The sequence below is a fragment of the Pseudomonas sp. MWU13-2517 genome, from assembly GCF_023242545.1.
Lineage (GTDB): Bacteria > Pseudomonadota > Gammaproteobacteria > Pseudomonadales > Pseudomonadaceae > Aquipseudomonas.
Window position 1 is genome coordinate 215,778 of record NZ_JALMFA010000010.1, and the last position, 18,411, is coordinate 234,188.

Below are 18,411 nucleotides of genomic sequence, written 5' to 3' on the forward strand. Positions count from 1 at the left end.
GTCAGTCGGCGCGCAACGGGATGAATGCGTAGTTGGCTGGCACTTCGGTGGCAATTTGTGCCCCAGCCTCCAGCACCTGTTCGGCGATATCCATACCGGACACATGAAATACCCACTCATTGGCCACGCACGGCTGATCGACCGCCCACTCGATCGCATGGGTAAAGGCATGCATGTCCGGCAGGTAGGCCGTAAACCCATCACCTTTCAGCGCTGTGGTGCGAATGCCGAGCAGGGCGCACACCGCCTCTTTGGTCTGCACATCATCACGGTCTGCCTGGCGTGAGCGGCGGATGAGCTCCGCCAGCTCCGAGTCCATCAGCTCGCCGCCGACGATCAGGGCCGGGCCCTGCTCCCAGGATTCCGGCGGGCACTCCTTGGCCGCCGGGTTCAGCGGAATATGCGGGTTGATTTCCATCGGGTAGATACGACACACCAGCGGCCGACGCTCGTAGATAACGCAACGGTTGTCTTCGTCAAGATTCCGGCAGCGTCCGGCGTTGTAGGCGGCAAAGGTGATTGCCACGAAGGCTTCGGTACTGCCGCTGGGCACCACCACCGAACGGCGCTCGGCATGTTCACGTTGCTGCTGCGGCAAACCCAGGCCGCCGGCCAGGAAACCCTCGACAAGAACGATGACGCTGCCGCCATCCGCCGCCCATTGCCGGGCTTCGTCGAGGGTCAGGGGGACATGGTGGTCGCTGCAGCATTTGCCGCAACCTACGCAGGAAAAATGAGTGTTCATGGCAGAGCTTTCACCAGGCAAGGTAAGAGGGCACGCAGGACGATGACGGGTTTTTACCTCTATCCACCGCTCGGGCTCTCTTGAAGCAAGTTACACGCCAGCGCCTGTCAGGCCTCTGAAACTACACCGCGCAGGACAAATTTCATGCCTGCGCTTTCATATAACTGCCGCGCGCGGAGGTTGCTCTCCAGCACCTTGAGGTCCACATAGGGTTCGCCGCGCTGCTTGAACACGTGAAAGGTATGCAGCAACAGCGCCCGGCCCAGCCCCTGGCCTTGGGCGCAGGGGTGGATAGACAGGTTCTTGATAAAGGCGCTGGTCCAGCATTGAGCCACGCCGAGTACGCCGGTGCCGTTACTGGCCACCAGGCACAGCGTCGGGTCGAACTCGGCGTCCGTGACGAACTGGTGCTGCCATTTTTCCAGGTTGGCCACGTGGCCACCGCCCTGGCCTTGGGTCAGGCACAAGACCGAATGGATGGCCGGGGCCAGTTCGGCGCGGTAATGATCCAGCAGAATATCCCTCGGCCACTGCGGCGCGGGCAGGCTGCCCGTGAGGTCACGGCGCAGCAGCTGGAAGAACGCACTCATGCTTCAGAGGCCGTTTTGCGCCACGCTCTGTGCGGCGATCACCAGGCATTTGGTCAGCTCTGGCGAGGAGAACTTGGTCAATACCGAGTTGGCACCGGCCAGGCGAGCTTTCTCGCTGTTCATCGCGCTGTCGAGGGAGGTGTGCAGCAGCACGTAAAGGTGCTGGAAGTCTGGGGTTTCGCGCAAGGTGCGGGTGAGGGCGTAACCGTCCATTTCGGACATCTCGATGTCCGACACCAGCACGTTGATCTGCTGGTCTGTGCCTTGCAACTCCAGCAACACATCAATGGCTTCCTTGGCGCTGCGTGCGGTATGGCAGGTCAAGCCGAGGTTACGCAGGGTATGCACCGACTGTTGCAAGGCAACCTGGCTGTCATCCACCACCAGGACGCGGGCATGGCCCAGTACTTCGGCTTCTTCCATGGTCAGGTCGGTCGGCGCCGCTTCAATCGGGGCCGGGGCGATGCCGTGAATGACTTTCTCGATATCCAGCACCTGCACCAACCCGCCTTCCACTTGGGTAACGCCGGTGATAAATGCACGATTGCCACCGGAGCCATAGGGCGGTGGGCGGATATCGGTCGTCAGGCAGTGCACGATCTTGCTCACCGCCTGCACATGCAGGCCCTGCTTGGAGCGGCTCACATCGGTGACGATCAGGCATCCGCCGTCCGGGTCCTGCAGGGGCATTTCACCCAGGGCACGGCTCAGGTCGATCACCGACAACGAAGCGCCGCGCAAGGTGGCGATACCTTTGACATGGGGGTGGGACTCCGGCAGCCGGGTCAGCGGCGGGCAGGGAATGATTTCACTGACTTTCAGCAGGTTGATCGCCATCAGCTTGCCGCTGCGCAAGGTAAAGAGCAGAAGCGAGAGTGAGTCTGCGCGGGCTTTGTTGGTGGACATAAAAACCTTCTGTGGATCAGGGAGGGTGATCTATAGAACGTTATCGACTTGGGGGAGCCAGGCTTTAGCCGGATTTTGTTTCGGGCCTGCCGCTCCCCCTATTGGATCTATGTCAGCCCTTCCAGACTTGTGGGTTGACCAGATCCTGCGGACGCTGCCCCAGCAAAGCGCTGCGCAGGTTGTCCAGGGCACGGTTGGCCATGGCTTCGCGGGTTTCATGCGTCGCCGAGCCGATGTGCGGCAGCGTCACGGCATTGCTCAGTTGGAACAGGGGGGATTCAGCCAAGGGCTCCTGTTCATATACATCCAGACCGGCACCGCGAATGCGCTGGTTTTGCAAGGCTTCGACCAGCGCCGGTTCATCGACGACCGGCCCTCGGGAAATATTGATCAGGATCGCACTGGACTTCATCAGCCCCAGCTCGCGAGCGCTGATCAGGTGGCGGGTTTTTTCGCTCAACGGCACCACCAGGCAGACGAAGTCGGCCTCGGCCAGCAACTGGTCCAGGCTGCGAAATTGCGCGCCCAGCTCTTGTTCCAGCGCGACCTTGCGGCTATTGCCGCTGTACAGGATGGGCATGTTGAAACCCAGCCGCCCGCGCCGGGCGATCGCCGCGCCGATATTGCCCATGCCCACAATACCGAGGGTCTTGCCATGCACATCGCAGCCGAACAATGGCGCGCCGACGCTGGCTTTCCATTGGCCGGCCTTGGTCCAGGCATCCAGCTCAGCCACGCGGCGTGCGCTGCTCATCAGCAGGGCAAAGGCCAGGTCGGCGGTGCTTTCGGTGAGTACGTCGGGGGTGTTGGTGAGCATGATCCCGCGCTCGTTGAAGTAGGGCACGTCGTAGTTGTCGTAGCCCACCGAGACGCTGGACACCACTTCCAGTTGGCTCGCCCCTTCAAGCTGCGCGCGGCCCAGCTTGCGGCCCACGCCGATCAGGCCGTGGGCGTGGGGCAGGGCTTCGTTGAACTGGGCATTGATGTCCCCGCGCTTGGGGTCGGGCACGATCACCTCGAACTCCTCTCGCAGGCGTTCGATCATGGGTGGGGTGATACGACTGAAGGCGAGGACGGTCTTTTTCATTGCAGGCGGGCTCATCGACTACGGGAGAATGCCAAGCACGCTAACATTCCTGCCGCCGGTTGTCAGTTCGCCAGGCGCACACCGCCCACACTGCCGCTCAACTCATACGCCGCCAACTCCGCCTGATGCGCCGCGAGAATCTCCGGCAACGAACCGCGCAGGTATTCCACCCAGGTCTTGATCTTTGCATCCAGGTATTGGCGCGAAGGGTAGATGGCGTATAGGTTCAGCTCTTGCGAGCGGTAGGTCGGCATCACCCGTACCAACGTGCCGTTGCGCAGCCCTTCGATGGCGGCGTACACCGGCAGCAGGCCGACGCCCATGCCGCTGGTGATCGCGGTTTTCATCGCATCGGCCGAGTTCACCAGGAACGGCGAGGTGTTGACCGCCACGCTTTCCTGGCCTTCGGGGCCATTAAAGGTCCATTTATCCAGTTGGATCACCGGGCTGACCAGGCGCAGGCAGGCATGGTTGAGCAAATCCTGGGGGCGTTGCGCGCAACCCTTGGCCTTGACGTAATCCGGTGAGGCACAGGCGATGCTGTAGGTGATGCCCAGGCGTTGGGACACAAAGCCTGAGTCCGGCAGCTCGCTGGCCAGCACGATCGACACATCGTAGCCTTCGTCGAGCAAGTCCGGCACACGGTTGGCCAGGGTCAGGTCAAAGGTCACGTCAGGGTGGGTACGGCGGTAGCGGGCAATGGCGTCGATCACGAAATGCTGGCCGATGCCGGTCATGGTGTGCACTTTCAGCTGCCCGGCGGGGCGCGCGTGGGCGTCACTGGCTTCGGCCTCGGCTTCCTCGACGTAGGCGAGGATCTGCTCGCAGCGCAGCAAATAGCGCTTGCCGGCTTCGGTCAGCGCGATGCGTCGGGTAGTGCGGTTCAACAAGCGGGTTTGCAGATGGGCCTCAAGGTTGGAGACCGCGCGCGAGACGTTGGCAGTGGTGGTATCCAGTTGCGCGGCGGCGGCGGTAAAGCTGCCGGCTTCGGCGACACAACTGAAAGCGCGCATGTTTTGCAAAGTGTCCATGGAGTGTTCTCAAGGGAGATGACAAATTGTGACAGAAAGTTGCGCCGTCCAGTGATCCCTACCAACGGATTATCGCCTGAACGGTAACAAAGATTCACAGGAATGCCAGCTTATCGTCCTGCATGCCGCCGCCTAGAATTGCGCCACCTTCCCCGCATCACCCACCTCAGGAATTCGCTTGCCGTGCCGTGCCGCATCAGCAGAGAGCTGAAGACTCTCAGTGTTTGGGCTTTATCGTTAGCAATCAGCGGCTGCATCGGAACCGGAGGAATCGCCCCACAAGGCCAGGTCCTCAATGCCAATACCCTGGCCACCGACGAAGCCATCCAAAGCGCCGCCGAGGACGCCCATTGGCCCACCGCCCATTGGTGGCAAGCCTACAACGACGCGCAACTGAACCGTTGGGTCGAACTCGCCACGCAAAACAGCCCGAGCATGGCCATGGCTGCCGCGCGGGTGCGTGAAGCGCGGGCCATGGCGGGTGTGGCGGAGTCGGCCGAATCGTTGCAGATCAACAGCGACACCACCCTCAAGCGCCACAACTGGCCCAAGGATCAGTTCTATGGCCCGGGCGAACTGAGTGGCGCGAACACCTGGGACAACAGCTCCACCCTGGGCCTGAGCTATGCGCTCGACCTGTGGGGCCGTGAAAGCAACACCACGGAACGCGCTGTCGACCTGGCCCACATGAGCGCCGCCGAGGCGCGTCAGGCCCAGCTCGAACTGCAGAACAACGTGGTGCGTGCCTATATCCAGCTGTCGCTGCACTACGCCAACCGCGATATCGTCGCCGCCACGCTAGCCCAGCAACAGCAAATCCTGGAGTTGGCCAACAAACGCCTGGACGCGGGCATCGGCACGCACTTCGACGTCAGCCAGGCCGAAACCCCACTGCCGGAAACCCACCGCCAACTGGACGCCCTGGACGAAGAAATCGCCCTGAGCCGTAACCAACTGGCGGCGTTGGCCGGCAAAGGCCCGGGAGAGGGCGCGATGTTGCAGCGCCCGACGCTGTCCCTCGCCGCTCCGCTGAAACTGCCGTCCAGGCTGCCCGCGCAATTGCTCGGCCAGCGCCCCGACGTGGTCGCCAGTCGCTGGCAGGTCGCGGCCCAGGCTCGAGGTATTGATGTGGCCCATGCCGGTTTCTACCCCAACGTCGACCTGGTCGGCAGCCTCGGCTACATGGCCACCGGCGGTACGATGCTGGGTTTTCTCAGTGGACAGAAATTCAACTACACCGTCGGCCCGGCGATCACCTTGCCGATCTTCGACGGTGGTCGCCTGCGTGGGCAATTGGGCGAGGCGAGCGCCGGTTATGACATCGCCGTGGCCAGGTACAACCAGACCCTGGTCAACGCGCTCAAAGGCATCAGCGACCAGTTGATCCGCCGCGAGTCCATGGACAAGCAGGCGGCCTTCGCCGCGCAGTCGGTGGCTTCGGCGCAGAAAACCTACGACATCGCGATGATCGCCTACCAGCGCGGCCTCACGGATTATCTCAACGTGCTGAACGCCCAGACCCTGCTGTTCCGCCAGCAACAGGTCGAGCAACAGGTGCAGGCCGCGCGCTTGAGTGCTCACGCCGAACTGGTGACCGCCCTGGGCGGCGGCCTCGGCGCTGGCGGCGACGTGCCGCAACCGGCCAAAACCCTCCCGAGCAAGACCCCGGCGGCGCTCGCCGTGTTTGACCACTGAGTAGGATGTGATGACTCCTTTGCCTGCACCGTTGCGCTGGCTGCATTCCCTTGAGTGGCGCCGTGGTTTCTTCGACTGGGCACGCAGCGACGGTGTGACCTGGGTCTACATCTTCAAGGTACTGATCGCCGCGTTCCTCACGTTATGGCTGGCCATGCGCCTGGAACTGCCGCAACCGCGCACGGCGATGATTACCGTCTTCATTGTGATGCAGCCGCAAAGCGGCCAGGTGTTCGCCAAGAGCTTCTACCGTTTCCTCGGCACCCTGGCGGGGTCAGCGGTGATGGTCTTGCTGATCGCGCTGTTTGCGCAGAACACCGAACTGTTCCTCGGCGCCTTGGCGATCTGGGTCGGCATCTGTACCGCCGGTGCGACGCGTAACCGCAATTTTCGCGCCTATGGTTTCGTGTTGGCGGGCTACACGGCGGCGATGGTCGGCTTGCCCGCCCTGGCCCATCCGGAAGGCGCCTTCATGGCGGCGGTGTGGCGTGTGCTGGAAATCTCCCTGGGCATTCTATGTTCCACGCTGGTCAGCGCGGCGTTCCTGCCGCAAACCTCCAGCGCAGCGATGCGCAATGCCCTGTACCAGCGTTTCGGCGTTTTCGCCTTGTTCGTCACCGATGGCCTGCGTGGGCGCAGCCAGCGCGAAGGCTTCGAGGCCAGCAACGTGCGCTTTATCGCCGAAGCGGTAGGCCTGGAGGGGCTGCGCAGCGTCACCGTGTTCGAAGACCCGCATATGCGCCGGCGCAATGGTCGCCTCAGCCGCCTCAACAGCGAATTCATGAGCATCACCACGCGCTTTAACGCCTTGCACCAATTGTTGGAGCGGCTGCGCACGGATGAGGCCGATCACGTTGTGGCGGCGATCAAGCCGGGTTTGCAGGACCTGGCCGAAGTGCTCGACGGTTTTTCCGGTCGCGCCCTTACCAGCCCTGACGCCGCTCGCCTGGCCAACCAACTGAGCGCTTATAAGGACGGCCTGCCGGCCAAGGTACGCAGCCTGCGCGCGACCTTCCAGGAGGGCGAACCCACTGAGGCCGAGCAGTTGGATTTCCACACCGCCTACGAGTTGCTGTACCGCTTCGTCGATGATCTGCACAACTACGCGTTGACCCACGCCTCCCTGGCCGACCACCGCCACGCGCGGGAAGACTGGGACGAGCCCTACACGCCGAAAACCAACTGGCTGGCCTGCGCCGCCTCGGGAATTCGCGCGTCGTTCATTCTCGTCGTGCTCGGCAGTTACTGGGTGGCCACCGCCTGGCCAAGCGGCGCGACCATGACCTTGATCGCCGCCGCCACGGTCGGGCTGTCCGCCGCCACGCCCAACCCGAAACGCATGGCTTTCCAGATGGCCTGCGGCACCTTGATCGGTGCGCTGGTGGGCTTCGTCGAAATGTTTTTCGTATTCCCGTGGATCGACGGTTTCCCGCTGCTGTGCACGATGCTCGCCCCCGTCATCATCTTCGGCGCGTTCCTCGCTTCACGCCCGCAATACGCCGGCGTGGGCGTGGGCCTGCTGATTTTCTTCAGCACCGGCTCGGTGCCGGACAACCTCACGATCTACAACCCCTACACCTTTATCAACGACTACATCGCCATGGTTATCGGCATGCTGGTGTGCGCGGCGGCGGGGGCGATCATTCTGCCGCCCAACAGCCGCTGGCTGTGGCGCCGCCTGGAACAGGATCTGCGCGAGCAGGTGGTGTATGCGATCAGCGGCAAACTCAAGGGCCTGGCGTCGAGCTTTGAAAGCCGCACCCGCGACCTGCTGCATCAGGCGTATGGCCTTGCTGTCGGTCAGCCGCAGGTACAGCGCGACCTGCTGCGCTGGATGTTTGTGGTTTTGGAAGTCGGCCACGCGATCATTGAGTTGCGCAAGGAACAGGCGATCCTGCCGGTGCACCCGGCGTATGCCCAATCCCAGCCGTGGCGCCAGGCGATACGCGTGATGGGCCGCTCGCTGGTGCGACTGTTCCTGCAACCTAGCGCGAGCAACCTGGAGCGTGGCCTGGTTGCCGTCGACCACGCCATCAGTCGCGTGCAAGCCACCGACGAACCCTTCGCCCCGCATTTCGACACTTCGGCCCTGCGCCGAGTGAAAAGCTATCTGCACTTTATCCGCACCTCGCTGCTGGACCCGCAATCACCCCTGGCGGCGCTCAAAGGCACCACGCAAGGAGCCACGCATGCCCCGTGAAATCGCGTTCCATGGCATCTACATGCCGACCATGACCCTGATGTTTTTGATCGCGGCGGGGCTGGCCTGGGGCGTGGACCGCTTCCTGGCCGGGTTCGACCTGTACCGTTTTTTCTGGCATCCGGCGTTGCTGCGCCTGAGCCTGTTTGCTTGCCTGTTCGGCGCCCTGGCGCTGACCGTCTACCGTTGAGAATGCTCCGATGAAAAAGTTTTTCAGCCTGCTCGCGACCTTGCTGGTGTTGGCCCTGGCCATCTGGATTGGCCGCACGCTGTGGGTGCACTACATGCAAACCCCGTGGACCCGCGATGGCCGTGTGCGCGCCGATATCATCAACGTCGCCGCCGACGTGACCGGCGAAGTGGTGGACGTGCCGGTGCGTGACAACCAACTGGTTAAAAAGGGCGACCTGCTGATGCAGATTGACCCCGAGCATTACCGCATCGCGGTCAAACAGGCGCAATCGCTGGTGGCCTCGCGTAAAGCCACCTGGGAAATGCGCAAGGTCAATGCCCACCGCCGTGCCGACCTCGACGCCCTGGTGATCTCCAAGGAAAACCGTGACGACGCCAGCAACATTGCCGACTCGGCATTGGCCGATTACCAGCACGCATTGGCGCAACTGGAAGCCGCCGAACTCAACTTGAAGCGCACTCAAGTGGTCGCGGCCGTCGACGGTTATGTCACCAACCTCAATGTGCATCGGGGCGACTATGCGCGCATCGGCGAAGCCAAGATGGCCGTGGTGGATATGAACTCGTTCTGGGTCTATGGCTTCTTCGAGGAAACCAAGTTGCCCCACGTCAAAGTCGGTGACAAAGCCGATATGCAGTTGATGAGCGGCGAGACGCTCAAGGGCCACGTGGAAAGCATCTCACGGGGTATCTATGACCGTGACAACCCCGAAAGTCGCGAGTTGATTGCTGATGTGAATCCGACCTTCAACTGGGTGCGATTGGCCCAGCGGGTGCCGGTGCGGATTCATATTGATGAAGTACCGGAGGGAGTGTTACTGGCGGCGGGGATTACTTGCACAGTGATTGTTCGAGAAAATGGCCGATATTGATCGGCCGATTATAATGGGGGAGGGCGTCGACTCTAATGTTTTATAGATAAATTTTAGTTATGTGCAAGTTTGTTTTTGTATAAAGGTTTAGGGTGTGGGTTTTGAGTAATGTAGTCTAAAGCTCAGGCTTGCCTCCTGGGGGCGGGAGTGTTATGTCGGTTGGGTCGGGAAGTTCTGGTTCGCCTACGCCGAGTTCTTTTGCGAATAGGCGTAGTCTCGTTTCTTGTCCGGCAGTTTCTGCTGTAGATGCCTCGATTAAAGCATTTAGTTCCGCTCGCGAACTCTCGTTCCTGGGAAGGTTGTAAATTTGCCAGGCGGTCCACATGGTGCCTGTCCTACCCTCACCAAATCCACAATGAATTAAAACGTTATGCCCTTTCGCTATCGCATCCTGGATCGCCGTGCAGCCGAGGATCAGATCGTGGTTAGTTGGAGTTCCGAAGTCCATAACGGGTAAATGAACATGAATTACGCCAGCGTTGGTCAGTTCGAGACATCCCAATAAAGTATAGGGGGCATTGTGGTTTAGACTGATTACTAGTGCTATAGCATATTGTTGTAAAATCGCAACTGCAGCACTGTCCCAGTAAGGAGGAGTGTCGACATTACCATTGTAGTAAGGCTGTGAGCTTCTAAAAACTCGTGTACCTTGAGGATCAAGGGTTACCCAGTTATTGAATACTGCACTTCCAGTTTGAGGTAAGTTTTGTGTGTATCCGGGAAGACCGCTGGCAGGCTTGTTCATATTGTTTCTCCAGTGAGAATTTTTTAACAGCTCAGTTACAGCTCAGTTACAGCTCAGATATTAATGAGTGTGCCGGTGGCGTCTACTGTCAAAGTTGACAGGTAGGAGGGGAGAACCGATGAGTGGTAGATCTTTGATAGTGCAGCTAGAGACACTCTGAAAAAGACTTTCTAATTTGGCAAAATCTCCGAACACCAGTTGCCGGGCTTTTCGATGATGAAACAGATGACCTTCGCTGACGCCCAGTACGCCAGTAAGTGCAAGCAAACCCGTAAGGAGTTGTTCCTGATCGAGATGGATCAGGTAGTGCTCTGGAAGGGCTTGGTTACCCTGGTCGAGCTACATTATCCAAAGGGTGAAGACGGTCGTCCGGCCTATCCACTGATGGCGATGCTGCGTGTTCACCTGATGCAGAACTGGTTCGGTTACAGCGACCCGGCAATGGAAGAAGCGCTGTATGAGACGACCATCCTGCGTCAGTTTTCAGGATTGGGCCTGGAGCGAATCCCGGACGAAACTACCATTCTCAACTTCCGTTGCTTGTTGGAGACACGTAAGCGCTCCATAAACCCCACCGACTTCAATATGGGTGGTGCGCTCAGCTACCATTTTCGAAATGGTGAAACGGCAGTCCATCGACGTACTTGGTGGTCAGCAGCATCGCCAGAACACTGGGGCTGGCCATGCTTTTTTCAATCAGTTGAGTCGGCTTGTCAGCACTGACCGGCGTGGATCTGCATCGGCACGATTTCAAGCTGCTCGCTGACTTCCTCGCCAATAGTGTGTTTGTGGCAGTCGCAGATGCACGTCAGTTCATGTTCGGGAAATTCGTGGATGATCTCAATGCGAGGCAGATCGGCGGGCAGTGGCTTTCGTTTGCCTCGGCGCCTGGTCGGGGCAGCGAGCTCTTCATCAGAGGCTTCTCCACAGGCTCGACGACGCTTTCTTCTTCATTGACGAGGGCTAGTTGCGGTGCTGGTGCATCAGCTGTTTGCTCGGAATTACGTCCGAACAGACGCTGAAGCAGGAGGGCATTCTGTTCTTCTAGCCGAACAATCTTTCCCTTATCCAACTGACGACCGTCGAGCAGCTACCCAAGTATTTGCTTGAGCAGAACGGGATCGTCTGGAAGATTTTCGGGCAAGGAATTCATGCCCTGGATTATCCCGAATCAGGCTACGAATCGCGGCGTCAAAACTTGATGAGGACGGTTGCGCCAGAGGTCAAAGCCATCGAGCATCCAGTTGAGTTCCTGGACGGTCAGAACGATCGCCTCGTCGGTGACGTCAGGCGATGTTTTGAATCGTTCGGACTCGAGGAGCTTGAGCCAAAGGCAGAAGCTGTTGCGCTCCCAATACAGAATCTTCACTCGGTTTCGAGGCTTGTTGAGGAGGACGAAAATCACGGGGCCAAATACTGCGACTTTAATATCTAGCTCAACTAGCACAGCCAAGCCTCCAATGGATTTTCGGAAGTCGGCCGGCTTGGGGTACTTTTGGCTTTGGCATCGGGTCTCATCATGGCGAGCTGGTTCCTGAGAGAATCGGAGCACAGCATCCGGGATCCGCTAAGCGTTTTGAATGTGGGGTTTATGGAGCGCTTACCTTTGAAGAAACCAAGCTGCCCCACGTCAAAGTCGGTGACAAAGCCGATATGCAATTGATGAGTGGCGAGACGCTCAAGGGCCACGTGGAAAGCATCTCGCGGGGTATCTATGACCGTGACAACCCCGAAAGTCGCGAGTTGATTGCCGATGTGAACCCGACCTTCAACTGGGTACGATTGGCCCAGCGGGTGCCGGAGCGCATTCATATCGATGAGGTGCCCCAAGGCGTGCTGCTGGCGGCAGGCATCACCTGCACGGTGATCGTCAACCCGACGACCCGTTGAGCAGGCCGCGTTGCACGGCCTGCCCAGGCACACGCCTACGGGCCGAACCGCACCAGCATGCGTTGACCGACCCGCAGTGACGCCGGCGGGGGCTGGTCGAACGCCAGGATACATTCGACCGTACGCATATTGGCGCGTACCTGTGCATCGTCTTCAAGGGTGCTGTTGCCCAGTACCGCACTGATACGGATAACGTGGGCAGACAACGGTGCCGAACCATTGCCGCCGTCATCCGTCACTTCGGCCTTCATTCCTGGAGTGACCACGCCGGCGAATGATTCATTCAGCTCGGCACGTACGATACGCGGCTGATTCGGCAACAATACGAAGGCAGGCCCGGACTGCGCGGAGACAGCCGCGCCAGGCTGGATCAGGCGGCGAACCACTTCGGCATCGATAGGTGCGCGAAGGCTGCGCTTGGTCAGTTCGTAGCGTGCTGCGTTGAGCTTTCTCGCCGCGATGTCGGCTTCTACCTTATTGGTTTCGCTCTCGTCGCGCAGCCGCTCGGCCGCTTCGTGAGCCTCATCGGCACTTTGCTTGTCGCCGGCGCCTGCTCCGGCTGCCAGTGTCAGGCGTTTGGCCTTCTGTTCGGCAAACTTGAGCTGGCGCGCCAATTGCCTGGCTTGCACCTGTACCTGTTGTTGCCCGGTCAGTGCTGCACCGACCGCCAGTTGCTCCAGCTCGCTGTCCAGGGTGGCGAGCAGTTGGCCTTTTTTGACCTGATCGCCTTCTTTTACCTTGATGTCATTAACCACCGCTTCACGTGTGAAGCCGAGTTTGAGCAGGCCGCCTTCCACATCAATGCGGCCACGGGCGACTGCCAGGTAGCCTGGGGCTGATGCGGCGGGTTTTGCGGGTTGATCTTCACGAGAGCAACCAATGAGCAACAACAGTGCGCTACTCAGAACCAGCCATGGGCGAAGCGAACGCGAGTTCATACGGAATGTTCCTGGGCACCGGCCAGTCCGGCGGGTGGGAAGGGTTGGAAGTGATCGTTCAGGATGCGGCCGTCTTCCATGCTCAGCACGCGGTCGGAGCTGTTGATCAGACGCGGGTCGTGACTGACACACAGCACCGTGGTCCCGTGTGTGCGTGCGATCCTGTGCAAAATGTCGATCACGATATGGCCGTTCGCGGCATCGAGGGCGCTGGTGGGCTCGTCGGCGAACAGCAGTTCGGGGGCTTTGGCCACCGCACGCGCGATGGCGACACGTTGCTTTTCACCGCCGGACAATTCGGCCGGGCGCAGCTTCATGCGCGCGCCCAGTCCGACTTCTTCCAGGGCCTCAATGGCGCGCTGGCGTACTTCCCGGGCGGGTAAGCCCAGGTAGCTCAAAGGCAGTTCGACCTGCTGCAGTGCGGTCAGGGCCGGGAACAGGTTGAACCCCTGGAACACAAAGCCGGTGTGCTTGAGGCGAAAGCGCTCCAGCGCCTGGTTATCCAGGCTTGCCAGGTTTTGCTCCAGCGCGGTGGTGCTGCCCTGGTCGGGGCGCTGCAAACCGCTGAGGATCGCCAGCAGCGTACTCTTGCCACAACCGGACGGGCCTGAGATCAGGGTCAATTCCCCTGGCCGTATCGACAGGGAAATGTCATGCAGCACAGGCGTGACGATCCGACCCGAAGTAAACGACTTGCTGATATTGCGGGCTTGAAGCGTGACGGCGGGTGCCGATGTCGAGAGGCTCATGGGTGATTATCTCAAAAGGCTTGCCGGGTCGGCGTGACGCAGGGTGCGGATCGCCGCGAGGCCCGACACCAGTGCCAGGAGCATGCTCAGGAACAGGCACGCCAGGGCCGCGATGGGCGACAGTTGCAACGGCACGTTGTAGTGCGCCGCCATGACAAAGAACAGGCCCGCCAGGACCGAACTGCCAAGCAGCCCCAGCGCGCCGACCCAGAACGCCTGCTCCATCACCACTTTGCGCAGGGCATTCACGCCCACGCCAAGGGCATTCAGGGTCGCGTATTCGCGGATCGAACCGACAATAGCGGCCACCAGCGTCTGGCTGGTGATCACGGCGCCCACCAGAAAGACAATGCCTGCCAGGAACAACACACCTGCACCGGCGCCCGTGTCGAACATCCAGTACATCTGCGAGCGCTGCGCGAACTGCTGGGCAGTCCATACCGCGTAGTTGCCGAACCCCGCACCGCCGCCTACGCGCGCGGCAACGGTCTCGGCCTGGCCTGGGTCGCGCACTTTCGCGACCAGGTAAGTCATGCGGTCCGCCGTGGCGGTGGCGTCGAGTTGTTGAGCCGTGGAGAGCGACGCCAGCACGTTGACCCCGCCCAACGCACGCAGGCCGCTGGTGACGCCGACCACATGGACGCGCTGGCCATTGATGATTGCGCTATCCCCAAGCTTGACGCCCAGGCTGTCCAGGTCGGCCCGGTCAACGATCACCGCTCCGGGCTCGTCCAGGCGCGCACGCAGTTGTGGCGGCAGCGTGCGTTCAAACATCAGGCCTTGTGGCCCGGCATCGATGCCGCAGACGTAGACCGACACACCACCGGTATCGCGTGCCCCGCGCCAGTCGGCGTCCACCCAACGGAATGACTCCACGCGCAGGATATCGGCGTCCATGCGCAGGCGCATTTCCACATCGGCGTTGATCGGCCGCCCGAGGTTGACGCTTTGAGTGCCGGGATAACCAACCCAAAGGTCCGCCGTGGAACCGGTGATATACACACTGGCGCTGCCGAAGATGCCCAGTACCAGGGCCGTCTGGAGCAACTGCAGCAAACCGGCGAAGCCTACCGCGATCATCGCGGGCAGGAAGCGGCGCCACTCATGGACCAGTGTCAGACGGGCAAGAGCCACCATCAGTCAGCATCCTTCAACGTTGTCGCCGGTAAAGGCGCGCCGCCGAGCGCCTTGTAGAGTGCAACGTAGGCGACATCCCGTTGGGCGGTCGCGCTGTCGGCCTGTTGCTGGGCACGCAGCGTTTCCACCTGGGCGCCCGTCAGTTCCAGCGGGCTCATCAAACCCAGGTCGACGCGCTGTTGTGCCGCTTCCAGGCGTGTCCGTTGCGCGGCATAGACCTGTTTCGCCGATTGCTCGCGCAGACGCAGTTGCTCAAGGTCACCCAGCGCGATTTCGGCCTCAGCGACGCCTTGCAGCACCGCCTGCCGATAAGCCAGCACGGCGACCTGCATCTGATGACTGCTGGCTTTGGCGGCGGCGGCTCGCTGGCCCCAATCGAACAGCGGGATACTGATCCCCGGCCCGGCCGAGAAAATGCTGTTGCCGCTGGGCGTGCGCTTGCGATTGCTGGCAATGTTCAGCGACCACTGCAACGAGGCGCCCAGGCTCAGGTGCGGGTACATATCGGCTTGGCTCAGCCCCAGTTCACCGGCGGCGATCAATACATTGGCCTCGGCGCCGGCAATCTCCGGACGTGTGCGCAACAGGTCCGCCGGCAGGCCGTTGAGTTGCCATTGGCCAAGCGTGGGCGGGGAGCCGGGTTGCAGCCAGCGTGCGTCGGGTTCCGGTTGCCCCGTCAGTAGCGCCAATTGTTGCGCATGGCTGTTGATCCGTTGCCGTGGCTCGGTCAGCAGCATGTCGGTCTGCGCCAGTTCAGCCTCGGCGCCGGCCACGTCAACCCGGGGTGCCAGGGTGAGCTGCTCACGCACCTGCAACAGCTGCAGCTTTTCACGCTGGGTGTCGCGCAGGGTCATCAGGGCGTGTTCAGCCTGTTGTGCCGAACGCAGTTCGATCCATTGGCGCACCACTTCAGCCACCAACGACACCTGGACGTTGCGCAAGTCGGCTACGACCAGCGCCTGATTACCCTGGGCCACACGGTCAGCGCTTTGTCCGGCGCCAAAAAGCGGTAGTTCCCACTGCGCGTCAAAGCCGATCAGGAAGTACGACGTGCTGGTGTCAGGGCTTATCGCATCATGGGTCTTGATGCCCAGCGCGGGGAGATAGGGCGATTGCGAATGCTCGCGCAAGACCCGCGCGGCCCGCAGGCGCTCGACGGCGGCGGCGACATCCAGGTTGTTCTGCAGTGCCCGCTCCACCAGCGCATCGAGCTGGGGATCATTGAATGCGCGCCACCACCGGTTCAGGTCGGGTTTGAGTGGCGACCCGGCAGGCGGCGCATTGCGCCAGGCTTCGGGTGGGGTGGGCTTCAGTGCGGGCAACGGGGCGACTGAGCAGCCGGTCACCGCTATCAACACCAGTGACAATGTGCAAAGCGTCCGGCAAGAGCGCGATTGGTTAAAAGGCTTGATAAGGTTCACCTAGAAGGTCCCAGGACTGCTTTAGAGGATCGACGCGGACTTCGATCAACGACCAGCCGGATAGGAACGAGGTGATTGTTGAGTCAAGAATCAGGGCGCAACTTTACGCAATGCGCCCGTTCAAGTTTGTAGCGAAATTGTATTGCTCTGTAATGAATGACCGCAGGGTCACGGTTGGCAGTAGGTCTCGTGCAGGTGGCGCCATAGCAGCGCGCCACCGGCCTGCTTCTCGAACACCACCGTGGCCCGGCGGTCCGTCTGGGTGCCGCTGTCATCGATCTGATGTTCGCGATAAGTGACAGTCGCACCGTTCGCGTGTTGATCAATCCCGGCCATCTCGCTCAAGGTGATTTTCAAACCCGGGCGCATGCCGCCCAGGCGTGTGAACAGCGCATTGACCCCGGCGGCATTCACCCTGGCGCCGGTCGCGGGTGCGACCATGCTGAACTCGGGCGAGAAACGCGCGAGCAGGCTCTGTAACGTGCCTTCAGGCGCAACCCCGGCAAACCATTGCTCGATCTGGATGTGGGTGTGGATCACTTCGTCGAAAAAAACACTGTAATCATTCATGGCTTTAGCTCGTTGGCAGGATGAAGCAGTGCGCGGACCCTGGAGGTATCCAGGCGTAACACTGCAAAGAAGGGCAGCACGGTCAAGGCTGCGGCTATCGTGAAGGTTGTAGCGAAACAATCCAAGACCGACAACAGCGCACTGAGTGCGGCGGCGCCGAGGCAGAAGCTGACTTGCCGATTGATGTTCCACAGGGCACTGGCATGGCCATGAAGGGCTAGAGGGAACCGGACAGCCCGAAGCGCTTCTTCAACACCTTCTCCAGCAAGCCCTTGGGCAACAACGCCGCCATCAACGGCAGCGCCCGGCTGCCATTGCCCGAACGCAACAGGCGCGCAGGTTCTTTCTGTTGCACCGCCTTGAGCACATCCGCCGCGAACACGTTGGCGGGGGTCGGCTTGTCCTGGGAGGCCTGGCTGCGCGCGCGAATGCCGTCCCGCAACGGCCACCACGGCGATTGTTCGTTGATTAACAGCTCGGCCTGGGCGCCGGCATTTTTGGCAAAGCGGGTATTGATCGCGCCGGGTTGGACTTCCATCACCCGCACGCCAAACGGCGCCAATTCCATGCGCAGTGCATCGCTCAAGGCATGCACGGCGGCTTTTGATGCGCAGTACGCACCGGCAAACGGTGTCACCAGCACCCCGGAAACGCTGCCGATATTCACCACCAGTCCTTTGCTGCGCCGCAGGGCCGGGAACAGGGCCTGGGTCACGCCGACGATGGAAAATACATTGGTCTCGAATTGGCGTTGCATCGCGTCGGTGCCGCCATCGAGCAGTGGGCCCATAGCGCCATAACCCGCGTTGTTCACCAGCACGTCCAACTCGCCCAGTTGTTCGGCCAGGCGCTGCAAGGCGGCATTGTCGTTGACGTCCAGTTGCACGGCATTGAAGCCGGCAGCGGATAGTCCGGCCACATCGTCCTGGCGGCGGGCACTGGCCCACACGTCGTAGCCTGCGGTTTTGAATGCGTCGGCGAGGGCGCGGCCGATGCCGCTGGAGCAACCGGTGATAAGTACGTTGGGCATGGATCAGTCCTTTGTCAGTCCGAGAAACTGCCTTGCAGGTGCTCGGCGCGAAATTCCAGGGTTTGCGGGCGGTAGCCGGGACGTAGCGGTGGTGTGGGCAGGCAATCTTCCCAGGTCTCACCGGCCTGTAGTTCGCCGGGGCCGCGATAGCGCGGAGCGGCGTAGACGTTGTCGGCGAGGTTGACCGTGTCGCCGGGTGCATAGGCGGCCACGCGCCAGCGCAACTCCGTCAGGGGGACGTCGTTGGTATTCTTCAAGGTCAGCTTCAACGGGCGGTCAGCCTGGCAGTCTTGTGGCGCGTAGAGGATACGCAGCTCGAGACGCGCCAGTTGCGAGGCCTCGCGGTTATCCAGCCACACCACCCAGATCGCCACGAAACCCAGGCCGACAGCGGCGGCGAGGGAGACCGGCAGCGCCTTGGCGGGGTAGCGCAGCAGCAGGACCAGCCAAGTGATGATCAGGAGAACGCCGAAGAACATGGAGACCACCTCAAGTAGGGAACGAGCATCCTAACTTAAGCGTAGGTGGGATTGGCCAGCTTGAAATAGGTGTTGCCTGGGTTCGCTGCCGATTTGGCCTTCGCCGTCGACGCAAAGCCCAAAGAAAAAGCCCC

At 61.0% G+C, this 18,411-nt stretch carries 18 protein-coding genes and 4 pseudogenes; 6 read left to right on the forward strand and 16 right to left on the reverse strand.

Annotated features, from left to right (window positions below):
• Position 1: 1 nt before the first annotated feature.
• From M5B97_RS16625 to M5B97_RS16645, 5 genes are all read right to left on the reverse strand, one after another.
• Positions 2 to 745: a YkgJ family cysteine cluster protein gene (locus M5B97_RS16625; RefSeq protein ID WP_248732038.1), complete on the reverse strand. Its 744-nt coding sequence runs from the start codon at positions 743 to 745 to the stop codon at positions 2 to 4.
• A gap of 107 nt (positions 746 to 852) precedes the next feature.
• The gene (locus tag M5B97_RS16630) at positions 853 to 1,335 is read right to left on the reverse strand and encodes a GNAT family N-acetyltransferase (protein WP_248732039.1); all 483 of its coding nucleotides are present in this window, start codon (positions 1,333 to 1,335) and stop codon (positions 853 to 855) included.
• Positions 1,336 to 1,338: 3 nt separating this feature from the next.
• Positions 1,339 to 2,241 (reverse strand): chemotaxis protein, encoded by a 903-nt coding sequence (locus tag M5B97_RS16635; protein ID WP_248732040.1) that lies wholly within the window; start codon positions 2,239 to 2,241, stop codon positions 1,339 to 1,341.
• A 112-nt stretch (positions 2,242 to 2,353) separates the two neighbouring features.
• Positions 2,354 to 3,328 (reverse strand): D-glycerate dehydrogenase, encoded by a 975-nt coding sequence (locus tag M5B97_RS16640; RefSeq protein WP_123714651.1) that lies wholly within the window; start codon positions 3,326 to 3,328, stop codon positions 2,354 to 2,356.
• A gap of 62 nt (positions 3,329 to 3,390) precedes the next feature.
• Positions 3,391 to 4,359: a LysR family transcriptional regulator gene (locus M5B97_RS16645; RefSeq protein ID WP_123714652.1), complete on the reverse strand. Its 969-nt coding sequence runs from the start codon at positions 4,357 to 4,359 to the stop codon at positions 3,391 to 3,393.
• Positions 4,360 to 4,542: 183 nt separating this feature from the next.
• On the opposite strand from M5B97_RS16645, the gene M5B97_RS16650 reads away from it, so the two are divergent.
• Genes M5B97_RS16650 through M5B97_RS16665 form a run of 4 tightly spaced genes read left to right on the forward strand, consistent with a single transcriptional unit; the run spans position 4,543 to position 9,318 of the window.
• Positions 4,543 to 6,054 carry an efflux transporter outer membrane subunit gene (locus tag M5B97_RS16650; protein WP_248732041.1) on the forward strand — a complete coding sequence of 504 codons (1,512 nt, stop codon included), beginning with the start codon at positions 4,543 to 4,545 and terminating at the stop codon, positions 6,052 to 6,054.
• 10 nt (positions 6,055 to 6,064) lie between these two features.
• The gene (locus tag M5B97_RS16655; RefSeq protein WP_248732042.1) at positions 6,065 to 8,254 is read left to right on the forward strand and encodes an FUSC family protein; all 2,190 of its coding nucleotides are present in this window, start codon (positions 6,065 to 6,067) and stop codon (positions 8,252 to 8,254) included.
• Positions 8,244 to 8,444, forward strand: coding sequence for a DUF1656 domain-containing protein (locus M5B97_RS16660; RefSeq protein ID WP_248732043.1), 201 nt, complete (start codon positions 8,244 to 8,246; stop codon positions 8,442 to 8,444). The genes M5B97_RS16655 and M5B97_RS16660 overlap by 11 nt, the downstream gene beginning before the upstream one ends.
• 10 nt (positions 8,445 to 8,454) lie before the next feature.
• Entirely contained in the window at positions 8,455 to 9,318 is an 864-nt protein-coding gene (locus M5B97_RS16665) for an HlyD family secretion protein (protein ID WP_134658568.1), read from the forward strand.
• A 115-nt stretch (positions 9,319 to 9,433) separates the two neighbouring features.
• On the opposite strand, the gene M5B97_RS16670 is transcribed toward M5B97_RS16665, so the two are convergent.
• A complete protein-coding gene (locus tag M5B97_RS16670; protein ID WP_248732044.1) occupies positions 9,434 to 10,063 on the reverse strand; it encodes a dual specificity protein phosphatase family protein in 630 nt (209 codons plus the stop codon).
• A gap of 216 nt (positions 10,064 to 10,279) precedes the next feature.
• On the opposite strand from M5B97_RS16670, the pseudogene M5B97_RS16675 reads away from it, so the two are divergent.
• Positions 10,280 to 10,612 (forward strand): annotated as a pseudogene (locus M5B97_RS16675) (transposase); the annotation flags it as partial.
• Between the two features lie 61 nt (positions 10,613 to 10,673).
• Here the strand turns inward: M5B97_RS16675 and M5B97_RS16680 are convergent.
• Together M5B97_RS16680 and tnpB are read right to left on the reverse strand one after the other, a co-directional pair.
• Positions 10,674 to 11,153: pseudogene (locus tag M5B97_RS16680) on the reverse strand (IS66 family transposase); the annotation flags it as partial.
• A gap of 81 nt (positions 11,154 to 11,234) precedes the next feature.
• Positions 11,235 to 11,615: an IS66 family insertion sequence element accessory protein TnpB gene (gene tnpB / locus M5B97_RS16685; protein WP_349292530.1), complete on the reverse strand. Its 381-nt coding sequence runs from the start codon at positions 11,613 to 11,615 to the stop codon at positions 11,235 to 11,237.
• 53 nt (positions 11,616 to 11,668) lie between these two features.
• On the opposite strand from tnpB, the pseudogene M5B97_RS16690 reads away from it, so the two are divergent.
• Positions 11,669 to 11,953, forward strand: a pseudogene (locus tag M5B97_RS16690) (efflux transporter periplasmic adaptor subunit); the annotation flags it as partial.
• A 35-nt stretch (positions 11,954 to 11,988) separates the two neighbouring features.
• On the opposite strand, the gene M5B97_RS16695 reads toward M5B97_RS16690, so the two are convergent.
• The 8 genes and pseudogenes from M5B97_RS16695 to M5B97_RS16730 form a co-directional block, all read right to left on the reverse strand.
• Complete coding sequence (locus M5B97_RS16695; protein ID WP_248732046.1) at positions 11,989 to 12,891, reverse strand: HlyD family efflux transporter periplasmic adaptor subunit; 903 nt, start codon at positions 12,889 to 12,891, stop codon at positions 11,989 to 11,991.
• Positions 12,888 to 13,640, reverse strand: coding sequence for an ABC transporter ATP-binding protein (locus tag M5B97_RS16700; RefSeq protein ID WP_248732047.1), 753 nt, complete (start codon positions 13,638 to 13,640; stop codon positions 12,888 to 12,890). Before M5B97_RS16700 ends, M5B97_RS16695 begins: the two co-directional genes overlap by 4 nt.
• Before the next feature lie 6 nt (positions 13,641 to 13,646).
• The gene (locus tag M5B97_RS16705) at positions 13,647 to 14,777 is read right to left on the reverse strand and encodes an ABC transporter permease (RefSeq protein ID WP_248732048.1); all 1,131 of its coding nucleotides are present in this window, start codon (positions 14,775 to 14,777) and stop codon (positions 13,647 to 13,649) included.
• On the reverse strand, positions 14,777 to 16,135 hold the full coding sequence (locus M5B97_RS16710; protein WP_248732065.1) for a TolC family protein: 1,359 nt from the start codon (positions 16,133 to 16,135) through the stop codon (positions 14,777 to 14,779). Before M5B97_RS16710 ends, M5B97_RS16705 begins: the two co-directional genes overlap by 1 nt.
• Before the next feature lie 231 nt (positions 16,136 to 16,366).
• Positions 16,367 to 16,768 carry a DUF4440 domain-containing protein gene (locus M5B97_RS16715; protein WP_248732049.1) on the reverse strand — a complete coding sequence of 134 codons (402 nt, stop codon included), beginning with the start codon at positions 16,766 to 16,768 and terminating at the stop codon, positions 16,367 to 16,369.
• Positions 16,765 to 16,977 (reverse strand): annotated as a pseudogene (locus tag M5B97_RS16720) (MFS transporter); the annotation flags it as partial. The pseudogene M5B97_RS16720 and the gene M5B97_RS16715, both read right to left, overlap by 4 nt.
• Before the next feature lie 8 nt (positions 16,978 to 16,985).
• The gene (locus M5B97_RS16725; protein WP_248732050.1) at positions 16,986 to 17,798 is read right to left on the reverse strand and encodes an SDR family oxidoreductase; all 813 of its coding nucleotides are present in this window, start codon (positions 17,796 to 17,798) and stop codon (positions 16,986 to 16,988) included.
• 14 nt (positions 17,799 to 17,812) lie between these two features.
• Positions 17,813 to 18,277, reverse strand: coding sequence for a multidrug transporter (locus tag M5B97_RS16730; RefSeq protein WP_123714663.1), 465 nt, complete (start codon positions 18,275 to 18,277; stop codon positions 17,813 to 17,815).
• Positions 18,278 to 18,411: the final 134 nt, after the last annotated feature.